We start from the raw sequence: 25149 nt of genomic DNA on the forward strand, positions 1-25149 counted from the left end.
GCACTTGGTGCTTTTTTTACGGTTCGGTATAATAGGGAGAATATCTGTTCGCTAGAGAAAGGGGGAGGACGATGCAACCCTTCGTCCACCTGCATGTACACACCGAATACAGCTTGCTGGAAGGCATGTGCCGCATTGACAGTTTGATCGCACAGGCACAGGAACTCGGCATGGACACCGTCGCCATGACAGACAGCGGCGCGATGTACGGCGCTGTGGAGTTTTACAAAAAAGCCAAGGCGGCCGGCTTGAAGCCGATCCTTGGCTGTCAAGTTTATGTTGCCCGCCGCAGTCAGCACGAACGCCCAGCACGCGGCGAACAACCGTGGCAGTTGATCTTGCTGGCTGAAACTCTGCAAGGTTATCGCAATCTCTTACAGATCGTCTCCCACGCCCAACTGCAAGGCTTGCATGACAAGCCTCTCATCGATAAAAATTTCCTGCACCAGTACCGAGACGGATTGATCGCCCTCTCCGCCGGTCTCGATGGTGAAGTCGGCCAACGGCTGCTGACAGGTGACCTCCACGGCGCATCTGACGCGGCGCAAGAATACGCGGCGCTTTTTGGCCCTGCGAACTTCTATCTCGAACTTCAAGACCACGGGGAGCTGGCGGAAAAGCAGGTCAACCAGTTGACCCTGCAACTTGCGGGTCAACTCAACCTCCCGCTGGTCGTCACGAACAATGTCCACTACTTGCACCAAGCGGATGCCCCGAGCCAAGACGTGCTCGCCTGCATCCGCGAAGGTCGCTCGATCCAAGACGCGGAACGCGCCAGACTGACCGCACCCGAGTATTGGCTGAAACCGGGTCCAGCGATGGAGGATCTGTTCCGCCATGTGCCACAAGCCCTTGCCAACACGAGGCTCATCGCGGATCGTTGCCACGTCGAACTGGAGCTAGGCGTCAACCATTTGCCGAGCTTTGACCTGCCATCAGGCTTCACCGAGGAGAGTTACTTGCGCCACCTCTGCATGCGCGGCGTACAAGTCCGCTATGGGGTGGAAACTCCGCAGATCATGGAGCGGTTGAACTATGAGATCGACGTGATCGTCCAGATGGGATTCGCCGGATACTTTCTGATCGTCTGGGACTTCATGCGATTCGCTCATGAGAGCGGGATCTCGACCGGGCCTGGGCGCGGATCGGCGGCCGGGAGTTTGGTGTCCTATGTGTTGCGGATCACCAACGTCGACCCGATCCGCTACAATCTGTTGTTTCAACGATTCCTGAACCCAGAACGCGTTTCGATGCCAGATATTGACATCGACTTTGAGTATGAACGGCGCGGTGAAGTGATCGAGTACGTGACGCACAAGTACGGTACGGATCGCGTGGCGCAGATCGTGACGTTCGGTACGATGGCGGCGCGGGCGGCGATTCGCGATGTGGGACGGGTGTTAGACCTGCCTGCACATGTCATCGACCGCACCGCCAAACTGATTCCCGGACAGCTCGGGATCACGATCACCAAAGCGCTGGAGTTGGAACCGAACCTCAAGCAACTGCATGAGTCCGACCCGCTCGTCCAACGGCTCGTCAATACGGCGCTCGCCATCGAAGGTCTGCCGCGCCACACCTCCCTGCATGCAGCGGGTGTGGTGATTTCCAAGGAACCGTTGACCGCCTATGTGCCTTTGCAACGCGGGGCGGAGGGCGGGGTCGTCACTCAGTATTCGATGGAAGTGTTGGAGGACGTCGGACTGTTAAAAATGGACTTCCTCGGTCTGCGCTACCTCAGTTTGATCGACCGCGCCATTGAGATCGTGCGCAAAACAGAAGGGCTCGAGATCGATTTTAACCAGATGGACTTGGACGACCCGCGCACATACGAACTGCTGATGCGCGGCGACACGGACGGTTGCTTCCAGCTCGAATCCAGCGGGTGCAAAAACGTCCTGCGCGAACTGCGTCCCAGTTCCTTCGAGGACATCATCGCGGTGATCTCGCTGTACCGTCCGGGCCCGATGGAGAACATCCCGACCTTTATCAAGGCGAAACATGGCGAGACGGCCGTGCGCTACCCGCATCCCGACTTGCAATGGATTCTAGAAGATACGTACGGTGTCATCGTCTACCAAGAGCAGATCATGCAGATCGCATCGGTGATGGCCGGCTTCTCGCTTGGGCAGGCCGACCTGTTGCGCCGCGCGGTGGGCAAAAAAAAGCGCGAGGTGCTCGCCGAGCAACGCACGCTTTTTGTCCAAGGCTGTATGCAAAAAGGATACGCCGAACCGTTGGCTCATGACGTATACGACTTGATCGTCCGCTTTGCCGATTATGGGTTCAACCGGGCGCATGCGGCGGCCTATGGTGTGCTGTCCTACCAGACCTGTTATCTGAAAGCCAATCATCCGGCCGCGTATATGTCGGCTCTGCTGACCTCTGTCATGATGTCACATCACAAAGTGGCGCAGTATGTGGAAGACTGCCGCCGGATGGGGATTGAAGTGTTGGCTCCCGATGTGAACTCCAGTTCGTTTGGGTTCACCGTCGAGGGTGGCAAGATCCGTTGCGGGCTGATGGCGATCAAAAATGTCGGGCTGTCCGGCATTCAATCTCTGGTGCAGACACGGCGCGAAGGCGGCGCTTTTGCCGATCTGAGCGATTTTTGCGAACGGGTGGATGCTCGTGCGTGCAACAAAAAAGCGCTGGAGTCGCTGATTCGCGCCGGCGCGTTCGATGGGTTGCACGGCAACCGCCGGGCGATGCTGTTGGCGCTGGAGGAGACGGCCGAACGCGGGCGGTTGCGCCAACGGGACAAGGACGACAACCAGATGAACTTGTTTGGGATCATGGAGGAACAGGCACCGCAGGCAGCCACGAAATTCGAGTTGCCACGGGCGGCTGATTATCCAGAGCGCGAACGTTTGGAGATGGAGAAGGAACTGCTGGGGTTGTATGTGACAGGATCTCCGCTGAAGCCGTACAGCCGCCAGATGGCGCGGTTGGCAGACAAGCGGGTCAGTGAGTTGGTGGAGACGGCAGACAATGCGCAGGTCACGATGACGGGGATGGTGCATGGGCTTAAGCAGATTCACACGAAAAAAGGCGCGCGCATGGCGTTTTTCCAACTGGAGGACATGACCGGGATGGTGGAGGTCGTGCTGTTCCCCGAGACGTACAAGCGCTGTGGCGACATGCTCCAACAACTTCCGAGCGACGCCGTTCTCGCTGTCAAAGGCCGTCTGCAACACAAAGAGGACGAGTTGAAACTCCTCGCCGATTCCTTGAAAGTTCTCGCACCAGACGACGAGGGCGATCTCGCGGAGGAAGCGGAAATCAACAGCCGCGCAGATGAATTCGTCCTCTACATCCGCATCCGTTCGGAGGATGAAGCGCGGTTGCACGAACTGCAGACTGTGCTCACACGCTTCCATGGGCCCACGCAGGTGTTGTTGTTCTACACCGCGTCACGCCAAGCGCGGGCGTTGTCGGAAAAGTACGCCGTGCAGATGAATCCGCAGTTTGTGCAGGCCGTGGAAGCCTTGCTCGGCGAGGGAGCGGTTGTACAAAAGCGGAAATGATGTCATCCTTCTGGGTATTCGCACATAGGGTGGTACTATCTTCTCTTCACCCACTAGGGAGGCGAATCCCATGAACGCGGAAATCATCAAGCTGCTGGAAAGTCGTGGTGTTACCGTCAGCGACATCGCGGACATCGTATTTATTTTGCAGAAACCGTATCACCCGGACTTGGAGCGCGACCCGTGCGTCACCAGCGTTCTGCGCGTGCTCGCCAAACGAGAGGTGCAATATGCGCTCTACACCGGCATCGCGCTCGACATGCTCGCCGAGCAGAAGCAACTTCCTGAGCCGATGCAGACGATCCTCGACACCGATGAATCGCTTTATGGCGTTGATGAAATCCTCGCCCTCTCGATCACCAACGTCTACGGTTCGATCGGTTTGACATCTTTTGGCTATCTCGACAAGGAGAAAATGGGGATCATCGCGAAACTGAACGACAAGAGCAATGGTGTGCATGTTTTCCTCGATGATCTGGTCGCAGGTGTGGCGGCAGCAGCCTCTGCAAGGATCGCGCATCGTTCCGGGAAAACAGTAAATAAAACATGATAATAATATTAATTTAATTTATGACTAGTCAGTAGATATGCACCTTGTAGGCATGATATAATTAAGTACCGAAGTTGCCCCGTTCTCTCCAAGTTGGGGAAGAATGGGGCTTCACAAAAGGAGTGAGGGCACGTGTCGTTGCGAGAAGATGCACTTGAATTACATCGCACACACCAAGGCAAGTTGGGCGTCATATCAAAAGTTCCAGTAGAAAACGCCCGCGATTTAAGTCTCGCCTACAGCCCTGGCGTCGCAGAGCCATGCAAGGAAATTCACAAAACCACTGAGCGTGTTTATGATTATACTTCCAAGGGTAATATGGTGGCAGTTGTGAGTGACGGTACTGCGGTGCTCGGCTTAGGCAATATCGGTCCACATGCTGCACTTCCCGTCATGGAGGGCAAAGCAGTCCTCTTCAAGTCGTTTGCCGGCGTTGATGCCGTGCCGATCTGCCTCGCGACCACAGACGTTGATGAGATCGTCCGCACGGTTCTACTTTTGGAGCCGACATTTGGGGGGATCAACCTCGAAGACATCGCAGCGCCTGCTTGTTTTGCCGTCGAGGAGCGTTTGAAGCAAGAAATGGACATCCCGGTGTTCCATGACGACCAGCACGGAACCGCCATCGTCACGTTGGCCGGATTGATCAATGCACTGAAAGTCACAGGCAAGACCATGCAAGAAATTAAAGTGGTGACCAACGGCGCAGGCGCTGCCGGAATTGCTATCATTAAACTTCTCTTATCTATGGGTGTCAAAAATGTCGTCATGTGCGATACCAAGGGTGCCATCTACGAAGGTCGTACCGAAGGCATGAATCCGATCAAGGACTTGATCGCGAAAAATACCAACCGCGAGCGCATCCAAGGCTCGCTTGAACAAGTGCTCGCAGGCGCTGACGTCTTCATCGGCGTGTCGGTCGCCAATGCTGTGACCCAGGACATGGTGCGTTCGATGGCACCCGATCCGATCATTTTTGCAATGGCCAACCCCGATCCGGAGATCACCCCGGCCCAGGCGCATGCGGCTGGCGCAAAAGTCGTCGGAACTGGACGGTCCGACTACCCGAACCAAGTCAACAACGTTCTGGCGTTCCCAGGAATTTTCCGTGGTGCGCTCGACACGCGGGCGAAGACCATCAACGAAGAGATGAAAATTGCGGCAGCCTTCGCGATCGCTGATCTGCTCACGGAGGATGAACTGTCGGCCGACTATGTCATTCCCAAAGCGTTTGATCCGCGCGTGGCGCCGGCCGTCGCTTCCGCCGTAGCGCGTGCTGCGATGGAAACCGGTGTGGCTCGTGTGGAAGTGAACCCGGACGATGTAGCGGACAAGACCCGTCGAATCAGCGCGATCAAATCCACGTAATCGATAGACGCAATCGCCTTGGCAGGAACCCGTTTTGCGCCGTGCGCTTTCTTGCGGCATGTTGGGACGTGTGATATGATGAGTCCAAAATTACGGACGTTTTAGCTAAGGATGGTGCTCTCCTATGTGGACTGTGATCTATATTGCCCCGAACGCCAAAACGGCTGAGCGCATTCAGGACAAGCTGACGCAAGAAGGGTTCCTGGTCAAGCTCCGCCAGACGAACATCGCCAAGGAACAGTACGAAATACTTGTTCCCGAAACTGAGCTAGACGAGGTACAGGAAGTTCTCAAGGACATCCTCCACTCCTCGCATCGCTATCCAAATTAATGAGGTGAGAGCGTGCTGAAGGATCTTTTCCATAAGAAAAAGCAACGGTATGCGACCCTAACTTCGCAGGATGTAGCAGAACGACTAGGTCGCACCCGGGTTGCACCGGTCGATGTATCGGTACCAGAAGGGCTCATGTCCAAGTGCAAGCGTTGCGGTGAGACAACGTTTACAAAAGACCTCGAGAAAAATCTGAAAGTCTGTCCGAAATGCGGCTACCACCATACGTTGAATGCGATGGAGCGCATCATGATGACGCTCGATGACGGACGCTTTTTTGAATATGATTCGGAAATGGTTGCCGAGGACCCGCTTGGTTTCCCTGAATATAAGCAAAAAATCGAACGTGAGCAAAAGAAATCGGGCATCAAGGAAGCGATCGTCACGGGTGAAGGGACGATCGGCGGCTTCCCGGTGATCGTTGGCGTGATGGATTCGACGTTCTTCATGGGCTCCCTCGGCTCGGCCGCAGGGGAGAAGATCACCCGTGCGATCGAGCACGCGATCGCCAAGCGCTATCCGTTGATCATCTTCACCGCGTCAGGCGGTGCTCGGATGCAGGAAGGGATCTTCTCGCTGATGCAGATGGCGAAGACCTCGGCTGCACTCGCGAAGCTGCATGAAGCAGGCATTCTCTATCTGGCTATCAACACCTACCCGACGACCGGGGGCGTTACCGCTTCGTTTGCGATGCTCGGGGATCTCAACATCGCAGAACCGGGTGCGCTGATCGGTTTCGCAGGCCGTCGGATCATCGAGCAGACGATCCGTCAGAAACTGCCAGACGATTTCCAAACGGCTGAGTTTTTACTCAAGCACGGGATGCTCGACATGGTGGTGCCGCGCAAAGAGATGAAACAAACTCTGGCGACGATCTTGGAAATGCACGGAGGTGGCGCTCGTGGCGAATGATCTGATTTTTGAGAAGCCTTTGATGGAACTGCAAAAGAAAATCGAGGAGCTGCGCGCGTTTTCCGAGCAGAGCGGTCTCGACTTTTCTGAAGAGATCCTCAAGCTCGAAGAGAAGGCGGAGTCGCTGGCTGCGAATATCTATGTAGACCTCACGCCGTGGCAACGCACGTTGATGGCTCGCCATTCCGAACGTCCGACGACCCTCGATTACATCAAGGGCATGTGTACAGACTTTCTCGAACTGCATGGCGACCGAAACTTTGGGGATGACATGGCGATCGTCGGGGGCATTGGCAAGCTCGACGGCATCCCAGTCACGATCATCGGCCACCAAAAAGGCCAAGATACCAAGGAAAACATCGCCCGACGCTGGGGCCTCGCGCAACCGGAAGGCTATCGCAAGGCACTGCGCTTGATGAAACAGGCGGAGAAGTTTGGGCGACCTGTCATCTGCTTCATCGACACGGCAGGTGCCTATCCGGGCATCGCGTCCGAAGAACGCGGGATCGGGGAAGCGATTGCCCGCAACTTGTTGGAGATGGCCGCTCTGCGCACGCCGATCGTCTGCATCATCACAGGTGAAGGCGGTTCCGGTGGGGCGTTGGGCTTAGGTGTAGGAGACCGCGTCTACATGTTGGAGAACACCATCTACGGGGTGATCTCGCCGGAGGGTGCAGCAGCTCTGCTGTGGAAGGATGCTGGTCAAGCACAACGTGCGGCGGAGACGATGAAAATCACGGCGAGCTACATCCACGAGTTTGGTGTTGTGGATGGCGTGATCGGTGAGCCGGACGGCGGTGCGCACAAGAATCCGGAAGCGACCATCGCGGCCGTGCGCGAGACCATCCTCGCGGCACTCCACGAATTGATCGACCTCCCAGGTGACGTACTGGTCGAACAGCGGTACCAAAAGTTTAAAAAGATGGGCCACTTTGCAAACGGTTGATGCATAGCGGCTGGTAGAGGAGCGAACACTGAGCCTATCTGCATAGTATTTGCAGAGGAGCGGTGTTCGCATCCTTTGTGAATGGACGGGACATAAATTGTCCCTTGGGACATTTTATGTCGCGCTCTAAAGAGAAACAACTGGAGATGGGAGACGAGATCTATGCGGAAAATCGGGGTGTTAACCAGTGGTGGAGACGCACCGGGCATGAACGCTGCAATCCGCGCCGTGGTGCGAAAAGCGATTTATCACGGTTTGGAAGTAGCGGGCGTACGCCGTGGGTATACCGGGTTGATTTCGGGTGATATCGTACCGATGGACTTAGGTTCGGTCGGCGACATCATCCACCGGGGCGGTACGATTTTGCAAACGGCCCGTTGTGATGAATTCCGAACGGAAGCGGGACAAGATAAAGCGGTGGCGATGTTTAAGCAGCATGGCATCGACGGTCTCGTCGTGATCGGAGGGGATGGCTCGTTCCGTGGGGCTAAAATCCTCTCGGACAAAGGCATCCCGACGATCGGAATCCCAGGGACGATCGACAACGACATTCCCTGCACCGATTACACGATTGGCTTTGACACGGCGGTGAACACCGTCATCGATGCGGTGGACAAAATCCGGGACACCGCAACTTCGCACGAGCGCACCTATGTCATCGAAGTCATGGGTCGCAACGCGGGTGACATCGCCCTGTTGGCAGGTGTTGCGGTCGGTGCGGAAAATGTCTTGGTTCCAGAGGCGAAGTATGACATTGCGACCATCGTCGAAAAGTTGAAGCGCGGCGCGGCACGCGGCAAAAAGCATTCGCTGATCCTCGTGGCAGAAGGCGCGGGCAAAGGCTTTGCGATCGGCGAAGTCATCCGCGAACTGACCGGCTGGGATACGCGCGTCACCGTGCTCGGTCACATCCAGCGCGGCGGTTCGCCGACGGCGTTCGACCGGATGCTAGCATCCAAGATGGGGGCAAAAGCGGTCGACCTGCTGCTCGAAGGTGACCAAGGCAAGATGATTGGCGTCCTCGGTGGCAAGATCACGGCAACCGACATTACGGAAGCGCTGAACACGCCACGCCAACCGGATATGTCGCTGTATGAATTGGCGGGCGTACTTTCGATCTAAACAAGCATGCAAACTTCGCTATTTTTTGTTAACATTGATACATCCAGTAGGTTCAAGGGGGAGCGCACATGCGCAGAACAAAAATCGTCTGTACGATCGGTCCGGCATCGGAATCGGTCGAAATTTTAAAACAATTGATTCACAACGGAATGAATGTTGCACGTCTCAATTTCTCACATGGTACATATGACGAGCATGCTGCACGGATTCGCAACATCCGCCAAGCATCGGAGGAAGTCGGCAAGGCTGTGGCGATCATGCTCGACATCAAGGGCCCGAAGATCCGCACCGGCATGGTGCGTGACGGTGCTGTTGAACTGCAAAATGACCAAAAGATCATCCTGACCACCGAACAGATCGAACTAGGGGATGAGCATCGCATCTCGATTTCCTACGAAGGTTTGACGGAGGACGTCTCGCCAGGTTCTGACCTGCGCATCGACGATGGTCTGATCGGTCTCGTCGTGGAAAAAATCGAAGGCCCAGACATCCACTGCCGCGTCACCAATGGCGGGACGTTGAAAAACCGCAAGGGGATCAACGCGCCGGGCGTGAAGCTGCGCATCGAATCGGTTACGGAGAAGGATATCGCGGACATTCGCTTTGGCATTGAACAAGGCGTCGATCTGATCGCCGCTTCCTTCGTGCGCAAAGCGTCCGACGTGCTCGATGTACGCCGCATTCTCGAAGAAAAGGGTGCGACCCAACTGATCATCTCCAAGATCGAGACGCAAGAAGGTCTGGAACTGATCGATGAGATCCTTGAAGTCACCGACGGCCTGATGGTCGCTCGCGGAGATCTCGGGGTTGAGATCCCGACGGAGGAAGTACCGCTGGCGCAAAAGATGCTGATCTCGAAGTGCAACAAACTCGGCAAGCCGGTCATCACCGCGACCCAGATGCTCGATTCGATGGAGCGCAACCCGCGCCCGACCCGTGCAGAAGCGAGCGACGTGGCGAACGCGATTTTTGATGGCACCGATGCGATCATGCTGTCTGGCGAGACGGCGGCCGGCAAGTACCCGATGGAAGCGGTCGCGACGATGGCTCGCATCGCAGAACGTGCAGAGGAAGCTCTGTTCGGACATCTCGTGTCCTCCCGTGTCAGTGCATTTGAAGCAGAAACGGGCAGCGTCACCGATGCGATGTCGCACGCGGTTGCGACTGTTGCCAAGGAACTCAAAGCACACGCGATCGTCACGGCGACATCTAGCGGTCATACAGCGCGGATGGTCTCCAAGCATCGTCCAAACGCACCGATCATCGCGACGACCGATCGTGACGAGGTATCGCGCCGCCTGCTCCTGAGCTGGGGCGTGTACCCGGTGTTGACCAAGCGGGCGAAAACCACCGACGAACTGCTCTCCGTGTCTGTGGAAGGCGCGCTCGCGTCCGGGCTCGTCGAACATGGCGACCTGCTCGTGATCACGGCGGGCGTTCCGGTTGGACAACCGGGCACCACCAACATGATCAAAGTCCACACGATCGGCGAAGTGTTGACCCGCGGCCAAGGTATCGGCCACAAAGCGGTCAGTGGCCGTCTGCTCGTCAGCAACAAAACCGAGGAGATCCTCGCGATTGAGGAAGGCGATATCCTCGTTACGCACTCGACCGATCGCGACATCGTCCCGGCGTTCGAGAAGGCTGCCGCTGTGATCACCGTCGAAGGCGGTCTGACTTCGCATGCAGCAGTCGTCGGCCTGTCGCTGGGCATCCCGGTGATCGTCGGCGTGCAAAACGCCACCGAGGACCTCAAAACGGGCATCACCGTCACGGTTGACCCGCGCACCGGTCTCGTCTACGAAGGCGTCGCACACGTGCTGTAAGTCTAGTAGGTTGGCAAAAAACGCTCCTCATCCGGGGAGCGTTTTTTTGCGCTATAATAAGAGAAATTGCAAAAGGGAGGCTTGCATTCATGGGAGCATTGGGTGTCACCACGGAATTCACCGTGCGCTATCACGAAACAGACAAGATGGGCATCGTCCATCATGCGAACTATTTTCATTGGTTTGAGGTTGGGCGCGTGGAGTTCATGCGTCAAAGTGGATTTCCGTACCGCCCGCTGGAAGAGGCGGGGGTCTATCTGCCAGTGACGGAAGTGACCTGCAAGTATCAGGCCTCGGCGTTGTTCGACGATCGGGTGCAGGTACACACGTGGATTGCGTCGTACAACAAATTGCGGCTGGTCTTTGGCTATGAAGTGACCCGGATGAGCGATGGTGCGAAACTGGTCAGCGGGACGACTGAGCATGTGTTTCAAAAAGCGGAGACAGGCCAAGTCATCCGCTTGCATAAAAACCACCCGGACTTGCATGCGATCATCATGGAGAAGGCCGGGCTCGACACATGATGCGCATCTTGTTGATCCTGCTCATCGTCGTGCCGGCGCTAGAAATTTTTACGATGATCCAAGTCGGCCAAGTCATTGGCGGCTGGCCGACTTTTTTCTTGATTGTCGCCTGTTCGTTCCTCGGGGCATATCTGTTGAAACAGCAAGGCATACGCACGTTGAACCAGATTCGCCAAGAGCTCTCGATGGGGATGATTCCGGGGGAGGCACTGTTGGATGGAGCGTGCATCCTCGTCGGTGGCACATTGTTGCTGACGCCCGGGTTTGTCACCGATATCTTTGGACTGGTCCTGGTCTTGCCAGGCATCCGTGCGCCCTTCAAGAGCTTGATCAAGATCTGGCTCCTGCGTCTCGCGTCCAAGGGTCGCATCACGTACTACCGCCGATAGAGAAGAGGAGTCACGCGAATGTCTGATCGTCATAACCAACCGTCACCCGTCACTGCGACACGTCAAGAGTCGGCGGCAGCGTCTGGAACGGCAACGCACGCCGCAAGCGCTGCCGTCGTCAGCACCGTGCCGACCGTCAAACCGTTGCCAGTTCCGCCGATCGTGTTCCTGATCATCGGCGTGCTGGCGGTGTCATTTTCCGCGATCTTGATCAAGTGGTCGAGCGCACCAGCCGCCGTGTTGGGCTTGTGGCGTCTGGTCATCACGTTCCTGATTCTCTGCCCGATCCTGTTCACGAAAAACTCGCGTGCGGAACTGCGCTCGTTCACGTTGCGAACTTGGGTGCTGGTCGCCGCGTCGGGCGTCTGTCTCGCGCTGCACTTCATCCTCTGGATCGGTTCGCTCAAATACACCACCGTGGCGTCGTCGACGATCCTGATCACGCTGCAGCCGATTTTCGTCATGGTGCTAGCCTACTTCACGCTCAAGGAGCGCACCACATGGCGTGCATGGGCAGGTGCGGGCATTGCGATCATCGGCAGCCTGTTCATCGGCTGGGGGGACTTGCGGATCTCCGGCGACGCGCTGTGGGGGGACCTGCTGTCACTGCTGGGCACGCTCACCGTCAGCGGCTATCTCGTGATCGGGCAACACTTGCGCAACGCTCAACAAGGCATGTCGTCGTTCGTGTACTCGTTGCTCGTGTATGTTTTTGCGATCCTGGTGATGTTTTTCTACTGCATTGGGGAAGGCTATCCCTTGGTCGACTACAACCGTCATGAGTGGATGTTGTTCGTCCTGCTGGCTATCATCCCAACGGTGTTTGGACACACGTTGTTCAACTGGTTGTTGAAGTACGTCAATGCGGCCACGATCTCGATGGCGATCCTTGGAGAGCCGATCGGAGCCACGATTCTCGCGTTCCTGCTGTTAGGGGAAGCGGTCATCGCCGCGCAGTGGGTGGGCGGCGCTGTGATCATGTGTGGGATCTGGTTGTTTTTGTCCACTCGTGATAAGCGAAGTTTCACGGAGTGAAACCGAGGTTCAAGACATGAAAATATTTCTTGTTGCCACAAGAAGCGTTATGGTATGATTAATCCAACACGGTAAGCGTTTTCGAATCAGATAAGTGGGTAAGGGGACACCGTGTGTCTCCTTACCCACTCACATATCTGTACATAAGCAGAGGAGGTCATTTTTCATGTTTGAAAAGTACACCGCTCCAACTCAAGGTGAAAAAATTACCATTGAGAATGGCAAACTGCAGGTCCCGAACAACCCGGTCATCCCGTTCATCGAAGGCGACGGTACCGGTCCGGACATCTGGAAAGCATCCGTTCGCGTCCTCGACGCAGCAGTTGCGAAGGCCTACAATGGCGACAAGAAAATCGAATGGTTCGAAGTCCTCGCAGGTGAAAAAGCGTTCAATCAAACTGGCGAATGGCTTCCGAATGATACGTTGATCGCATTCCGCGAATACCTCGTCGGGATCAAAGGCCCGCTCACGACTCCGGTTGGCGGCGGCATCCGCTCCCTGAACGTCGCGCTCCGTCAAGAGCTCGACCTGTTTGCATGCGTTCGCCCGGTTCGCTACTTCACTGGCGTTCCGACCCCGGTCAAGCATCCGGAACTGGTCAACATGGTCATCTTCCGCGAGAACTCCGAGGACATCTACGCAGGTATCGAGTACGCAGAAGGCACCCCGGAAGCCAAAAAACTCATCGATTTCTTGCGCAATGAGCTGGGCGCGAAAAAGATCCGTTTCCCGGAAACCTCCGGCATCGGCATCAAGCCGGTCTCCAAGGAAGGTACGGAACGCCTCGTTCGCTCCGCACTCGACTACACGATCGCTCAAAACCGCAAGTCGCTGACCCTCGTACACAAAGGCAACATCATGAAGTTCACCGAAGGCGCGTTCAAAACCTGGGGTTACGAACTCGCTGAGCGTGAATACGGCGATAAAGTCTTCACGTGGGCACAATACGACCGTATCAAGGACGCAGAAGGCACCGATGCAGCGAACAAAGCGCAAGCAGCAGCGGAAGCGGCTGGCAAGATCATCGTGAAGGACGTCATCGCGGATGCGTTCTTGCAACAGATCCTCACCCGTCCGGCTGAGTACGATGTGATCGCGACCCTCAACTTAAACGGCGACTACATCTCCGACGCACTGGCTGCACAAGTCGGCGGCATCGGCATCGCACCGGGCGCGAACATCAACTACGTAACCGGCCACGCTGTATTCGAAGCTACCCACGGCACCGCTCCGAAGTACGCGGACCTCGACAAAGTCAACCCGGGTTCTGTCATCCTCTCCGGTGTCATGATGCTCGAGTTCCTCGGCTGGCAAGAAGCGGCCGACTCCATCGTCAACGCGCTTGAAAAATCGATCGACCAAAAAACCGTCACCTACGACTTCGCACGCTTGATGGAAGGCGCAAATGAAGTGAAGTGCTCGGAGTTTGCCGACGCGATCATCAGCAACCTGTAAACTATATCAATAGTGGAGGTAGAACATGATGACTCTAAAGCGCAAAAAAATCACGGTAGTCGGCGCGGGCTTCACCGGCGCAACCACCGCTCTGTTCCTCGCTCAAAAAGAACTTGGTGATGTCGTACTGCTCGACATTCCGCAACTTGAGAACCCGACCAAGGGCAAAGCGCTCGACATGTTCGAAGCGACTCCGGTACTCGGCATTGATTCCAACATCATCGGCACTTCGAACTACGAAGACACCGCTGATTCTGATGTTGTCATCATCACCGCCGGGATCGCTCGCAAACCGGGCATGTCCCGCGACGACCTCGTCAGCACCAACGCTGGGATCGTGAAGTCTGTCACCGAACAAGTGGCCAAGTACTCCCCGAACACCATCCTGTTGATCCTGTCCAACCCGGTCGATGCGATGACCTACGTGGCGTACAAAGCATCTGGCTTCCCGAAAAACCGTGTCATCGGTCAATCGGGCGTCCTCGACACCGCGCGTTTCCGCTCCTTCATCGCGATGGAACTGGGCGTCTCGGTTGAAGACGTACAAGGTTTCGTCCTCGGTGGCCACGGCGACGACATGGTTCCGCTCGTGCGTTACTCCTACGCTGGCGGCATCCCGCTGGAGAAGCTGATCCCGGCTGATCGTCTCGCTGAGATCGTTCAACGCGCACGCGTTGGCGGCGGTGAGATCGTCCAGTTGCTCGGCAACGGTTCGGCATACTACGCGCCGGCTGCTTCGCTGGTGCAGATGGCAGAAGCGATCCTCAAGGACAAGAAACGCATCCTGCCGTCGATCGCACTGCTTGAAGGCGAGTACGGGTACAGCGATCTCTTCATGGGCGTTCCGACCTTGCTTGGTGCAAATGGCATCGAGAAAGTATTTGAACTGGAATTGACCTCTGAAGAACGCGCAGCGCTCGACAAGTCTGCTGAATCTGTTCGCAACGTCATCAAAGTCGTTTCCTAGTACGATTCGACGATATAGAAATTTTCGAAAAAATTGACCCCAAGGTGTAACCCTTGGGGTCTTTTCGTGTCTAAATCGGTACAAACGTGCATAGAAACGCAACCTACACAGAAAGGGGAGCGTCGATTCTTGTAGAATTTTGATGAAAAAACTAAGAAATATTCTAGTTTCATGACGAAAATCGTCACAAATCTCTCGCATCAACTCTTTGTTTGTGTTATTGTATAACTTGTGACTGCCCTACTATTGTTTCCTCGTTGTCTGAATCTTTGTTGCATAAATACTCGAACACTCTAGTAGAGATAGAGGGACGAGTATCCGCTTCGAGTGGAGAAATACTTGAAAAGTCACGCAATTAACTCTGGGTATAAGGCTGTGCCTTACCATACACTTCACACTCAAGGTTACGTACCTTACAAGTTCACAGGGGATAAGGAGGGACGCCGTAGGCGTGAGCACGAGGGGCGATGAGAGCGCTTCCATTTTGAATTGCCGCGAGTGATAGCGCCAACATCAAGGGAAATCGACACCTAGTTTTAGTATTGCCAGCAAAACGCACTAGCATTCGCAACTAGAAAAACGTAGACTAAAGGCTGACAAAAGGCTGATCTCAAAGCATCCAAAACAAAAAAACTAATGATTTGGGAGGTGTGGTTGTGCTTCGTTTTATCCTCCGTCGACTGATTTACGGGGTCATTACCCTCTGGGTCCTCATTACTTTGACCTTTATCATGATGCATAACCTTCCGGGCGACCCGTTCGCCAACTCGCAGAAGCTGAGTAAAGAGGCGCTTGCTGTCCTCAAAAAGACCTATGGTCTGGATCAACCGATCTGGGTCCAATACGGTTCGTACTTGAAGAAGATCGTCTCGTTCGACTTCGGGATCTCCTTCAACTATCCGACTCGTACAGTTAATGAAGTTCTGACTCAAACGTTCCCGACCTCTGCTGAACTCGGGATGTATGCGATTATCGTCGCAGTTCTCATCGGTTTAACCCTCGGGGTCATCGCAGCCCTGAACCACAACAAAACATGGGACTATGTCGCCATGTTGACGGCAATCGTGGGTGTTGCGGCACCGGCGCTGGTCATTGGTCCGCTGCTCTCCTACTTTATCGGTGTTAAACTCGGCTGGCTTCCGCCGGCGCTCTGGAAGGGCCCGGAATACAAGATCCTGCCGACGATCACACTTGCGTTTGGTACTCTAGCTACGATGGCGCGCATGATGCGTACTTCGATGCTCGACGTAGTTAACCAAGACTACATCAAAACAGCTAGATCCAAAGGTCTTACCAAGTTTGCGGTCGTGTTTAAACACACCATCCGTAACGCTATGCTTCCGATTATTACGATCCTCGGGGTTGCCGTGGTCAACATCACCACTGGTGCTTTCGTGGTCGAACAGATATTTGCAGTTCCGGGGATGGGTAAGTTCTTCGTACAATCCATCACCACGAACGACTACACCATGATCATGGGGATGACGATTTTCTACGCGGCGCTCCTGATTGTTGCGATCATGATTACGGACGTTCTCTATGGTTTGATTGACCCGCGGATTCGTCTGTCGAAAGGTGGGAAGTAACGATGCAAACTGTAACACCAGACAAGTTCAAACCCGCCACACATGCTGGCAACAAAGAGCGCGTCGTTCGCAAATCCCTCTCGTACTGGGCAGATGCGTGGCGTCGACTCAAGAAAAACAAGTTGGCTACCTTCGGTCTGATCGTGTTGTCGCTGCTGGCGATTTTCGCGATCATCGGACCTTTCATTCAGCCGTATGACTACCAATCCCAAGACTACGCTGCTCGTAACATCGCACCGGGTACTGCTCACTGGTTCGGGACTGACGACCTCGGTCGTGACCAATGGGTTCGAGTCTGGTGGGGCGTTCGGATCTCGCTGTTCATCGGGATCATCTCTGCTGCTCTTGACTTCACCATCGGCGTTCTGTACGGCGGGATCTCCGCATACTTCGGCGGTCGTGTAGACGATATCATGCAACGTATCATCGAGATCCTGATGGGTCTCCCGTACATGATCATCGTCATCCTGCTCATGATGGTTATGGGGCCGGGGATCTTCACGATCATCGTCGCACTGGCAGCTGTCGGTTGGGTCGGTATGGCTCGACTCGTTCGTGGTCAGATGCTCTCTCTGAAGGAACAAGAATACGTTCTCGCAGCCCGCACCTTGGGTGCTAGTTCCTGGCGCATCATCCTGCGTCACTTGATCCCGAACGCACTGGGGATCATCATCATCAACGTAACCTTCACCGTTCCGGGCGCGATTTTTGCAGAGGCTTTCCTTTCCTTTATCGGTCTGGGTATCAAGCCGCCGATGGCATCGCTCGGTTCGCTCGTTAACGACGGGATGCAAGTTATGCGGAACTACCCGTACCGCCTGCTCTGCCCGTCTATCGTCTTCTCGCTCATCATGTTGTCCTTCAACCTGCTCGGCGACGGTCTGCGTGACGCACTCGACCCGAGACTTCGTAAATAAGGAGGTACGCACATGTCGAACAACATTCTTGAAGTCAAAGACCTCAAGGTCTCGTTCCACACCTATGCGGGTGAGGTTCACGCGGTTCGCGGTGTAACCTTCAACCTCAAAAAGGGTGAAGCGTTGGCGATCGTTGGGGAGTCCGGTTGCGGGAAATCCGTAACCTCCCAAGCGATCATGCGTTTGATCGCTACCCCGCCGGGTGAGATCAAAAAGGGATCCTCGATCATCTTTGACGGTAAAACCGACATTGCAAAACTGACCGACAAACAAATGGAAGACATCCGTGGCTCTGAGATGGGCATGATCTTCCAAGACCCGATGACCTCGCTGAACCCGACGATGAAAATCGGTCGCCAAATTGCTGAGGGTCTCATCAAGCACCAAGGCCTCTCCAAGCAAGCAGCTCGTGAGCGCGCGATTGAAATGCTGCGTCTCGTCGGCATCCCGAACCCGGAAGGCCGTGTGGATAACTACCCGCACCAATTCTCTGGCGGTATGCGTCAGCGTGTCATGATCGCCATCGCACTGGCTTGTAACCCGAAACTGCTGATCGCCGACGAGCCGACCACCGCGCTCGACGTTACGATTCAGGCACAGATTCTCGACCTGATGCGCGACTTGCAAGAGAAAACTGGCGCATCGATCATCCTGATCACCCATGACTTGGGCGTCGTTGCGGACATCGCACAGCGCGTTGTCGTCATGTATGCCGGGAAAGTTGTCGAGCAAGGTACTGTCGATGACATCTTCTACAACCCGCAACACCCGTACACATGGGGTCTGATGCGTTCGGTTCCGCGTCTCGACCATGATGATAACAAAGAATTGATCCCGATCGAAGGTACCCCGCCGGACCTGATCGCACCGCCGAAGGGTTGCGCATTTGCTGCGCGTTGCCCGTACGCGATGGAAGTTTGCTTGGAACAAGATCCGGATGTATCCAAAGTCAACGCGGGTCACAGCGCTTCTTGCTGGTTGCTCCACCCGAACGCCCCGAAAGTTGAACGTCCTGTAGAAGTGGGGGGGCATAATCATGGCTAATAACCCGAATGCTGATTACATCCTTGAAGTCAAAAACCTCAAAAAGCACTTCGACCTTGGCCGTGGTGCAGTTCTGAAGGCTGTCGACAACGTCTCCTTCTCCATCAAGCGCGGTGAAACGTTTGGTCTGGTTGGTGAGTCCGGTTGTGGCAAATCGACCACCGGTCGAACGATCATCAACTTGTACAACGCGACCGAAGGTCAAGTTCTCTTCAACGGTCAAGACGTCCACAAGTTGCAAGGCCGCGATGTAAAAGCCTTCAACCGCAAGATGCAGATGATCTTCCAAGACCCGTATGCATCGCTCAACCCGCGTATGACCGTTGGCGATATCATCGGTGAAGGCATCGACATCCACGGTTTGAGCTCGGGCCGTCAACGCCAAGAGCGCATCTACGAACTCTTGGAAACGGTCGGTCTGAACTCGGAGCACGCCTCTCGCTTCCCGCACGAATTCTCTGGCGGTCAGCGTCAGCGGATCGGGATCGCTCGTTCCCTCGCGATCGAGCCGGAATTCATCATCGCCGATGAGCCGATCTCTGCTCTGGACGTTTCGATCCAGGCGCAGGTCGTCAACCTCTTGAAGCGTCTGCAACAAGAGCGCGGCCTGACCTACCTGTTCATCGCCCATGACTTGGCGATGGTCAAGCACATCTCCGACCGTATCGGCGTCATGTACTTGGGCGCACTGGCGGAAGTGGCAGATGCGAATGAACTCTACCGCAAGCCGCTTCACCCGTACACCCAAGCACTGCTCTCCGCGATTCCGATCCCGGACCCGGAGATCGAGCGCACCCGTGAGCGCATCATCCTCGAAGGTGATGTTCCGTCTCCGGTCAACCCGCCGTCTGGCTGCCGTTTCCGTACACGCTGCCCGAAAGCGATGCCGGAGTGCGCACAATCGATTCCGGAACTCAAAGAAGTCGAGCCGGATCACTTTGTGGCTTGCTTCCTCTACAACTAATACGTGGCAAAAAAGCACACCCTACACGTGGTGTGCTTTTTTTTGTGTTACAATTGGTTTTATCTGAGACTTGTACGAGGTGCTAACATGAGCGAAATGAAAAAGAAACTAGTGATGATCGATGGAAACTCGATTACATACCGTGCATTTTTTGCACTCCCACCGCTGTCGAACAGCAAGGGACAATTCACGAATGCTGCATTCGGTTTTACGACGATGTTGCTGCGACTGTTGCAAGATGAGCAACCGACACATCTAGTTGTGGCCTTCGACAAAGGCAAGGCGAACTTCCGCCATGACGCTTTCCCCGAATACAAAGGGACAAGGGAGAAGACACCGGGCGAATTGAGCGAACAATTCCCTATTGTCCGGGAAATATTGCAGTCCTTCGACATTCCCTATGTCGAATTAGCCGGGTATGAAGCGGACGACCTGATCGGTACGATGACCAAGCAAGCGGAAGCACAAGGGTTTGAGTCGCTGGTTGTCACTGGGGACAAAGACTTGCTCCAATTGGTATCTGATCAGGTGACGACGATGTTGACGCGCAAGGGAATCAGCGAGACGGAGAAGTATGGGATTCCGGAGATTCAGGAGAAGTATGGGCTGACACCGTTGCAGATCATTGATCTCAAAGGGTTGATGGGCGATACCTCTGACAACATTCCAGGGATACCGGGCGTCGGGGAGAAAACCGCCTTGAAACTGTTGGCACAGTACCCCACGGTTGAGGAAGTTCTGGCACACGCAGAGGAAGCGCCAGGCAAGAAGTTGCAGGAGAAGCTGAAGGAACACGCAGATTCGGCGATGCTGTCCAAGCAGTTGGCGACGATCCTGCGCGATGTGCCGATCGACGTGGACTTGGCGACGTTTGCCTTCGATGGTTATGACGCTGGCAAAGTACGCGAGACATTCAAGGCGCTCGAGTTCAAGTCGTTGATGAACCGACTTCCTGCTGGGGGCATCGAGACGGAGAGTGAGAGCACTCCGACCGAACCGGCACAACCGCTGATCGAAACACAGTTGATCAACGACGATCAACTGACAGATGTGCTCGCCCAACTCCCGGAACAAGCGGGCGTTTGGATCGAACTCACGGGCAACTACCAACATGGCGACCTGCACGGCATCGCGTTCGCAACACAGGAAAAGGCATGGTACTTGCCTTTGCAAACGGGACAATACCCGGACGCGCTCAAGGACTTCCTCGCCAACACGGACAAGCACTTGGTCTTCTATGATCTCAAAGCGGCTCTGGTCGCCCTGCGCTCGCATGGGCTGGAAGTTAACTGCCGGGCGTTCTGTTCGTTGATCGGTTCCTACCTGCTGAATCCGGCTGACGGTGCGCCAGACCTGTACGACTTGATTGAGCGCCATGTCGGCTGGAAGGTCACGGCACTCGCGACCGGAACAGCCAAGAAAAAAATTGAAGTCAGCGTGGAGGAGCGCGCTCAGCATGCCGGCAGTGTCGCCGCAGCGAATGCGATCATGCAGGAGCGTCTCGCACAAGCTCTGCGCGACAAGGATCTGTTCGGCCTCTACGAAGAGCTCGAACTACCGCTGTCCTATGTGCTGGCGGAGATGGAGTTTGTCGGCGTGCGAATCGACACCGAAGAACTCAAAGGCATCGGACAAGACCTCAGCCAGCGCATCGAGAAGCTCCAAGAGGAGATCTACGAACTCGCGGGCGAATCGTTTAACATCAACTCACCGAAACAGATGGGTGAGATACTATTTGAAAAACTCGGTCTCAAAGGTTCCAAGAAAACCAAAACAGGCTACTCCACAGCGGCAGACGTGCTGGAAAAACTGGCGCCATACTCGCCAGTCGTACAAAAAATTCTCGACTACCGCCACCTTGGCAAGCTGAACTCCACCTATGTGGAAGGGTTGCTCAACGCGGCGCGTGAGGCGGGAGTTGGGCACTACCGCGTCCACACGCAGTTCAACCAAGCGTTGACCGCTACAGGCCGCCTGTCGAGCACGGAGCCGAACTTGCAGAACATCCCGATTCGCACGGAGGAAGGTCGTCGTCTGCGCCACGTGTTCGTACCGTCCAAACCGGGTTGGAAAATCCTCGCAGCCGACTACTCACAGATCGAGTTGCGCATCCTCGCCGACATCGCCAACGACGAGAACATGATCGATGCCTTCGTGATGGACATGGACATCCATACGCGCACTGCATCTGATGTGTTCGAGGTTGAGCCGGAAGCAGTTGATTCCAACATGCGCCGTGCGGCGAAGGCGGTCAATTTCGGGATCGTCTATGGCATCTCCGACTTCGGTCTGTCGCAGAACTTGAACATCACGCGCAAGGAAGCGGGGCAGTTTATCGAGAACTACTTCGCGAAGTTCTCCGGCGTGAAGCGTTGGATGGAGGAGGTCGTCGTGCAAGCGCGTGAGGACGGGTTTGTCAAAACGCGCCTCGGCCGCATCCGCTCGCTTCCTGACATCAACGCGTCGAACTTCAACATCCGTAGCTTTGCCGAGCGCACGGCGATGAACACGCCGATCCAAGGCACCGCCGCCGACATCATCAAAAAAGCGATGGTCAACGTCAACCGTGCGCTCCAAGCTGAACAGCTCTCAGCGCGGATGCTCCTGCAAGTTCACGATGAATTGATCTTTGAAGTGCCAGAGGACGAGATCGACGCGCTCAGCCAACTTGTACACCGCGAGATGGAAGGTGTCGTGCAACTGCAAGTCCCGCTCAAAGCCGACGTCAACGTTGGGGACACGTGGTACGAAGCGAAGTAGCGAACGCGAGATTCATCGGGTAACACGCACATTTTTTCGAGAGGAGGTTTCTCGATGCCAGAATTACCAGAGGTGGAGACTGTCCGACGAGGATTAGAAGCGCTCATCGTCGGCAAAACCATAGAGCGCGTGACTGTCACGCTCGGTCGGATCATCCGCAAACCAGATGATGTCGAGCAGTTTAAGCTGCTGCTCCAAGACCTGACGATCGACGAGGTCAAGCGCCGGGGCAAGTATCTGCTGATCGGGGCGGGCCCCTATACCCTCGTATCCCATCTGCGCATGGAAGGTCGCTACGGGCTGTACAGCGCCGAGGAAGCGGTTGAAAAGCACACACATGTGATCTTCCACTTCACCGACGGCACAGAACTCCGCTACAAGGACGTCCGCCAGTTTGGCACGATGGATCTCCTGCCTCGCGATGACTTCACCGAACTGCCGGGTGTCGCTACGCTGGGGCCGGAACCGCTTCATGCGGAATTCACCGTCGACGCGTTGCGGCGGCAGGTCGCCAAGCGCCGCAGCGGCAAGATCAAAGCCTTGTTGCTCGACCAAACCTTTGTCGCAGGACTTGGCAACATCTATGTGGATGAGGTGCTTTTTGTTTCGGGCATCCACCCCGAAACCACGGTGACGCAGTTGACCGATCTCCAAGTCACCCGCTTGCAGCAAGCGATTGTTGACGTGCTGGATCAGTCGGTGCGCCTCGGCGGGTCGTCGATCAAGTCCTATGTCAACGGCTATGGGCAGGGTGGGATGATGCAACATCAACTGCGCGTCTACGGTCATGAGAACGAACCGTGCCCGCAGTGTGGCACCGAGATTGTCAAGACGCGCGTCGCGGGCCGTGGCACGCATTTCTGCCCGCACTGTCAACCGGAACAAGGCTAGAGCACAGGTAGTCTGTGGCTTGCTCGTGGAACACCCTTTCTCTCTCCGATGCATAGAGTGGTGTCATGCATGAGAGAGGGAAGGAGGAGACAGCGTGTTTCACGTGTTCTCCCTGTTTGTGCTCGCATTTGCAGTCTCGCTGGACGGCTTCGGCGTCGGCGTGACATACGGATTGCGCAAGATACGATTTCCCCTGTGGTCGCTGCTGATCGTGACCGTTTGCTCCGCCACGATGATTTTGCTTGCGATGCAAGTGGGCGGCGCGTTGACGAATGCCGTGTCGCCGCAGTTTGCCAAGGCGCTCGGGGCGTTCATCCTGATTGGCGTCGGCAGCTTCGCAATTTACAACCTTGTTACGCAGAAGGAAAAGGAACCCGTGGAGGAGAATGGTGACAGTGCCGACTCCTCAAGAGACGGGCAAACGTTGGCAAAAAAGACGACGGTTCTCCGTCTCGAATTGAAAAAGCTGGGTTTGGTGATTCAGATTCTGCGCACGCCTTCTTCAGCAGACGTGGACCGCTCTGGAGACATCAGCATCAAGGAAGCGCTGGTGCTGGGGTTCGCCCTCTCGATGGATGGTTTCGGGGCGGGGATCGGGGCCTCGTTGGTCGGGTTTCATTCGGTTTCGACCGCGTTGACGATTGCGGGGATGAACTTGTTGTTTATCTACTCAGGCATGCGAATTGGCATCCGATACGCCGACGCGCGCTTTTTGCAGCGGATGGCGTTTTTGCCGGGTATGATGTTGATTTTGATTGGCATTAGCAAATTTTTCTAACCCTTGGAGGAACGATATGATCGCAGGGTTGACCGGATCGATTGCAACGGGCAAGAGCACCGTTTCGAGGTTTTTTGCTGCGCTGGGCGCCGTGATTATCGATGCTGATAAGATCGTGCGTCAGGTGCAACAACCGGGAGAGCGAGCTTGGCAGGAGATTGTCGAGGCGTTTGGGGAGGAGATCTTGCTCCCGAACCGTGAACTCGACCGTGCCAAACTCGGCTCGCTCGTGTTTGGTAACGAAGCGAACAGACAGCGCCTCAACGGGATCGTCCACCCCCGTGTGCGCGAAGAGCGTGACCGGCAGACGCAGGAAGCGCGCGCCCAAGACCCGGACGCGATCATCATCTGGGACATCCCGCTGTTGATCGAGACGGGGATGCACCAACAAGTGGACCAGACGATCGTGGTCTATGTGGACGTCGAGACGCAATTGGCGCGTCTCCTGTCGCGGGACGAGCTCACTGAGGACGCCGCCCGTCAGCGCATCGCGGCCCAGATGTCGATCGAGGAGAAGCGGAAGTACGCCGACTTCCTGATCGACAACCGGGGGCCGTTGGCGGAGACAGAAGCTCAAGTGCGTGCGGTGTGGGCGCACCTGCAGGGGGCCGCAGAGGGGTCGTCAGAGTGATCTGGCCGCGCATCTCGTGGACGTTAACGCCCAAGGCCAAGCGCAAAGTCTCGATCCTCGGCTTGCTGTTGCTGGTCGTGGTGATGGTGGTCAGTTCGAATTGGTTTTGGAAGTTTCTCTACCCGTACCAGCATGAGGAGATCATCCAGCAAGCGGCGAACACATATGGGATCGATCCGTTGATGATTGCCGCCTTGATCAACGTGGAGAGCAAATTCAAGACGGAGAATGTCTCCCATGTCGGAGCGGTCGGACTGATGCAGTTGATGCCGGAGACGGCCGCTTGGGTGGCCGAGCAGAGTGGGACCGCGTACACGGGGCCAGGAGAATTGGCAGACCCGACGGTGAACATCCGGTTGGGATCGTGGTACCTCTCCTACTTGAACAAGCAGTTCAAGGGCAACTGGGTAGCGGTCGTCGCCGCCTACAACGGTGGCGAGGGCCGAGTGAATCGCTGGATGAGCAACGGCGAGTGGGATGGGCAGCTCGACACATCGGACAAGATCCCGGTGGGCGAGACGCGGCATTATGTGCAACGGGTATTTTTCAACTATGAGAAGTACAAGAAGCTCTATGCGCCTTGAGTTTGCATAGTCGGCACGGCCTCCGCTCACACTAGCGGGGG

The 25149-nt window shown here is 55.7% G+C and carries 22 protein-coding genes; all 22 read left to right on the forward strand.

Annotated elements, in window-relative coordinates; all coding sequences use genetic code 11:
- The first annotated feature begins 71 nt into the window (after nucleotides 1-71).
- On the forward strand, nucleotides 72-3527 hold the full coding sequence (locus tag C7459_RS08575) for a DNA polymerase III subunit alpha (protein ID WP_109688412.1): 3456 nt from the start codon (nucleotides 72-74) through the stop codon (nucleotides 3525-3527).
- Nucleotides 3528-3597: 70 nt separating this feature from the next.
- Nucleotides 3598-4077, forward strand: a complete 480-nt coding sequence (locus C7459_RS08580; protein ID WP_109688414.1) for a phosphatidylglycerophosphatase A family protein — start codon at nucleotides 3598-3600, stop codon at nucleotides 4075-4077.
- A 132-nt stretch (nucleotides 4078-4209) separates the two neighbouring features.
- Nucleotides 4210-5445, forward strand: a complete 1236-nt coding sequence (gene ystJ, locus C7459_RS08585; protein WP_109688416.1) for an NADP-dependent malic enzyme — start codon at nucleotides 4210-4212, stop codon at nucleotides 5443-5445.
- A gap of 124 nt (nucleotides 5446-5569) precedes the next feature.
- On the forward strand, nucleotides 5570-5776 hold the full coding sequence (locus C7459_RS08590; RefSeq protein ID WP_109688418.1) for a glutamate decarboxylase: 207 nt from the start codon (nucleotides 5570-5572) through the stop codon (nucleotides 5774-5776).
- 12 nt (nucleotides 5777-5788) lie between these two features.
- Nucleotides 5789-6688: an acetyl-CoA carboxylase, carboxyltransferase subunit beta gene (gene accD / locus C7459_RS08595; protein WP_109688420.1), complete on the forward strand. Its 900-nt coding sequence runs from the start codon at nucleotides 5789-5791 to the stop codon at nucleotides 6686-6688.
- Complete coding sequence (locus tag C7459_RS08600) at nucleotides 6678-7634, forward strand: acetyl-CoA carboxylase carboxyltransferase subunit alpha (protein WP_109688422.1); 957 nt, start codon at nucleotides 6678-6680, stop codon at nucleotides 7632-7634. The genes accD and C7459_RS08600 overlap by 11 nt, the downstream gene beginning before the upstream one ends.
- A 162-nt stretch (nucleotides 7635-7796) precedes the next feature.
- Complete coding sequence (gene pfkA / locus C7459_RS08605; RefSeq protein WP_109688424.1) at nucleotides 7797-8756, forward strand: 6-phosphofructokinase; 960 nt, start codon at nucleotides 7797-7799, stop codon at nucleotides 8754-8756.
- A gap of 68 nt (nucleotides 8757-8824) precedes the next feature.
- Nucleotides 8825-10582: a pyruvate kinase gene (gene pyk, locus C7459_RS08610; RefSeq protein ID WP_109688426.1), complete on the forward strand. Its 1758-nt coding sequence runs from the start codon at nucleotides 8825-8827 to the stop codon at nucleotides 10580-10582.
- Between the two features lie 89 nt (nucleotides 10583-10671).
- Nucleotides 10672-11106, forward strand: a complete 435-nt coding sequence (locus C7459_RS08615) for an acyl-CoA thioesterase (RefSeq protein ID WP_109688428.1) — start codon at nucleotides 10672-10674, stop codon at nucleotides 11104-11106.
- Nucleotides 11103-11495: an FxsA family protein gene (locus tag C7459_RS08620; protein ID WP_109688430.1), complete on the forward strand. Its 393-nt coding sequence runs from the start codon at nucleotides 11103-11105 to the stop codon at nucleotides 11493-11495. The genes C7459_RS08615 and C7459_RS08620 overlap by 4 nt, the downstream gene beginning before the upstream one ends.
- A gap of 18 nt (nucleotides 11496-11513) precedes the next feature.
- Nucleotides 11514-12530: a DMT family transporter gene (locus C7459_RS08625; RefSeq protein WP_109688432.1), complete on the forward strand. Its 1017-nt coding sequence runs from the start codon at nucleotides 11514-11516 to the stop codon at nucleotides 12528-12530.
- Nucleotides 12531-12696: 166 nt separating this feature from the next.
- A complete protein-coding gene (icd, locus tag C7459_RS08630; protein WP_109688434.1) occupies nucleotides 12697-13986 on the forward strand; it encodes an NADP-dependent isocitrate dehydrogenase in 1290 nt (429 codons plus the stop codon).
- 28 nt (nucleotides 13987-14014) lie between these two features.
- Nucleotides 14015-14953: a malate dehydrogenase gene (gene mdh, locus C7459_RS08635; RefSeq protein ID WP_109688436.1), complete on the forward strand. Its 939-nt coding sequence runs from the start codon at nucleotides 14015-14017 to the stop codon at nucleotides 14951-14953.
- A 656-nt stretch (nucleotides 14954-15609) separates the two neighbouring features.
- Nucleotides 15610-16539 (forward strand): ABC transporter permease, encoded by a 930-nt coding sequence (locus C7459_RS08640; RefSeq protein WP_109688438.1) that lies wholly within the window; start codon nucleotides 15610-15612, stop codon nucleotides 16537-16539.
- 2 nt (nucleotides 16540-16541) lie between these two features.
- Complete coding sequence (locus tag C7459_RS08645) at nucleotides 16542-17456, forward strand: ABC transporter permease (protein ID WP_109688440.1); 915 nt, start codon at nucleotides 16542-16544, stop codon at nucleotides 17454-17456.
- Nucleotides 17457-17468: 12 nt separating this feature from the next.
- On the forward strand, nucleotides 17469-18500 hold the full coding sequence (locus C7459_RS08650; RefSeq protein WP_109688441.1) for an ABC transporter ATP-binding protein: 1032 nt from the start codon (nucleotides 17469-17471) through the stop codon (nucleotides 18498-18500).
- Nucleotides 18493-19464: an ABC transporter ATP-binding protein gene (locus C7459_RS08655; protein ID WP_109688442.1), complete on the forward strand. Its 972-nt coding sequence runs from the start codon at nucleotides 18493-18495 to the stop codon at nucleotides 19462-19464. The genes C7459_RS08650 and C7459_RS08655 overlap by 8 nt, the downstream gene beginning before the upstream one ends.
- A gap of 87 nt (nucleotides 19465-19551) precedes the next feature.
- Nucleotides 19552-22224, forward strand: a complete 2673-nt coding sequence (gene polA / locus C7459_RS08660) for a DNA polymerase I (RefSeq protein ID WP_342766662.1) — start codon at nucleotides 19552-19554, stop codon at nucleotides 22222-22224.
- Between the two features lie 54 nt (nucleotides 22225-22278).
- Nucleotides 22279-23115 carry a DNA-formamidopyrimidine glycosylase gene (gene mutM, locus C7459_RS08665; RefSeq protein ID WP_109688443.1) on the forward strand — a complete coding sequence of 279 codons (837 nt, stop codon included), beginning with the start codon at nucleotides 22279-22281 and terminating at the stop codon, nucleotides 23113-23115.
- Between the two features lie 94 nt (nucleotides 23116-23209).
- Nucleotides 23210-23893: a sporulation membrane protein YtaF gene (gene ytaF / locus C7459_RS08670; RefSeq protein WP_109688444.1), complete on the forward strand. Its 684-nt coding sequence runs from the start codon at nucleotides 23210-23212 to the stop codon at nucleotides 23891-23893.
- 16 nt (nucleotides 23894-23909) lie between these two features.
- On the forward strand, nucleotides 23910-24524 hold the full coding sequence (gene coaE / locus C7459_RS08675; RefSeq protein ID WP_109688445.1) for a dephospho-CoA kinase: 615 nt from the start codon (nucleotides 23910-23912) through the stop codon (nucleotides 24522-24524).
- Entirely contained in the window at nucleotides 24521-25108 is a 588-nt protein-coding gene (locus C7459_RS08680; protein ID WP_245884466.1) for a lytic transglycosylase domain-containing protein, read from the forward strand. Before coaE ends, C7459_RS08680 begins: the two co-directional genes overlap by 4 nt.
- Nucleotides 25109-25149: the final 41 nt, after the last annotated feature.

Origin of the sequence: Tumebacillus permanentifrigoris, from assembly GCF_003148565.1 — a bacterium.
GTDB classification, from domain to species: domain Bacteria; phylum Bacillota; class Bacilli; order Tumebacillales; family Tumebacillaceae; genus Tumebacillus; species Tumebacillus permanentifrigoris.

Coding starts and splice junctions, on each gene's coding strand:
- polA (WP_342766662.1), top strand. CDS start 19,552: ATGAGCGAAATGAAAAAGAAACTAGTGATGATCGATGGAAACTCGATT.
- pfkA (WP_109688424.1), top strand. CDS start 7,797: ATGCGGAAAATCGGGGTGTTAACCAGTGGTGGAGACGCACCGGGCATG.
- icd (WP_109688434.1), top strand. CDS start 12,697: ATGTTTGAAAAGTACACCGCTCCAACTCAAGGTGAAAAAATTACCATT.
- pyk (WP_109688426.1), top strand. CDS start 8,825: ATGCGCAGAACAAAAATCGTCTGTACGATCGGTCCGGCATCGGAATCG.
- C7459_RS08650 (WP_109688441.1), top strand. CDS start 17,469: ATGTCGAACAACATTCTTGAAGTCAAAGACCTCAAGGTCTCGTTCCAC.
- C7459_RS08625 (WP_109688432.1), top strand. CDS start 11,514: ATGTCTGATCGTCATAACCAACCGTCACCCGTCACTGCGACACGTCAA.
- C7459_RS08655 (WP_109688442.1), top strand. CDS start 18,493: ATGGCTAATAACCCGAATGCTGATTACATCCTTGAAGTCAAAAACCTC.
- C7459_RS08620 (WP_109688430.1), top strand. CDS start 11,103: ATGATGCGCATCTTGTTGATCCTGCTCATCGTCGTGCCGGCGCTAGAA.
- C7459_RS08580 (WP_109688414.1), top strand. CDS start 3,598: ATGAACGCGGAAATCATCAAGCTGCTGGAAAGTCGTGGTGTTACCGTC.
- coaE (WP_109688445.1), top strand. CDS start 23,910: ATGATCGCAGGGTTGACCGGATCGATTGCAACGGGCAAGAGCACCGTT.
- mutM (WP_109688443.1), top strand. CDS start 22,279: ATGCCAGAATTACCAGAGGTGGAGACTGTCCGACGAGGATTAGAAGCG.
- mdh (WP_109688436.1), top strand. CDS start 14,015: ATGACTCTAAAGCGCAAAAAAATCACGGTAGTCGGCGCGGGCTTCACC.
- C7459_RS08615 (WP_109688428.1), top strand. CDS start 10,672: ATGGGAGCATTGGGTGTCACCACGGAATTCACCGTGCGCTATCACGAA.
- C7459_RS08590 (WP_109688418.1), top strand. CDS start 5,570: ATGTGGACTGTGATCTATATTGCCCCGAACGCCAAAACGGCTGAGCGC.
- C7459_RS08575 (WP_109688412.1), top strand. CDS start 72: ATGCAACCCTTCGTCCACCTGCATGTACACACCGAATACAGCTTGCTG.
- C7459_RS08645 (WP_109688440.1), top strand. CDS start 16,542: ATGCAAACTGTAACACCAGACAAGTTCAAACCCGCCACACATGCTGGC.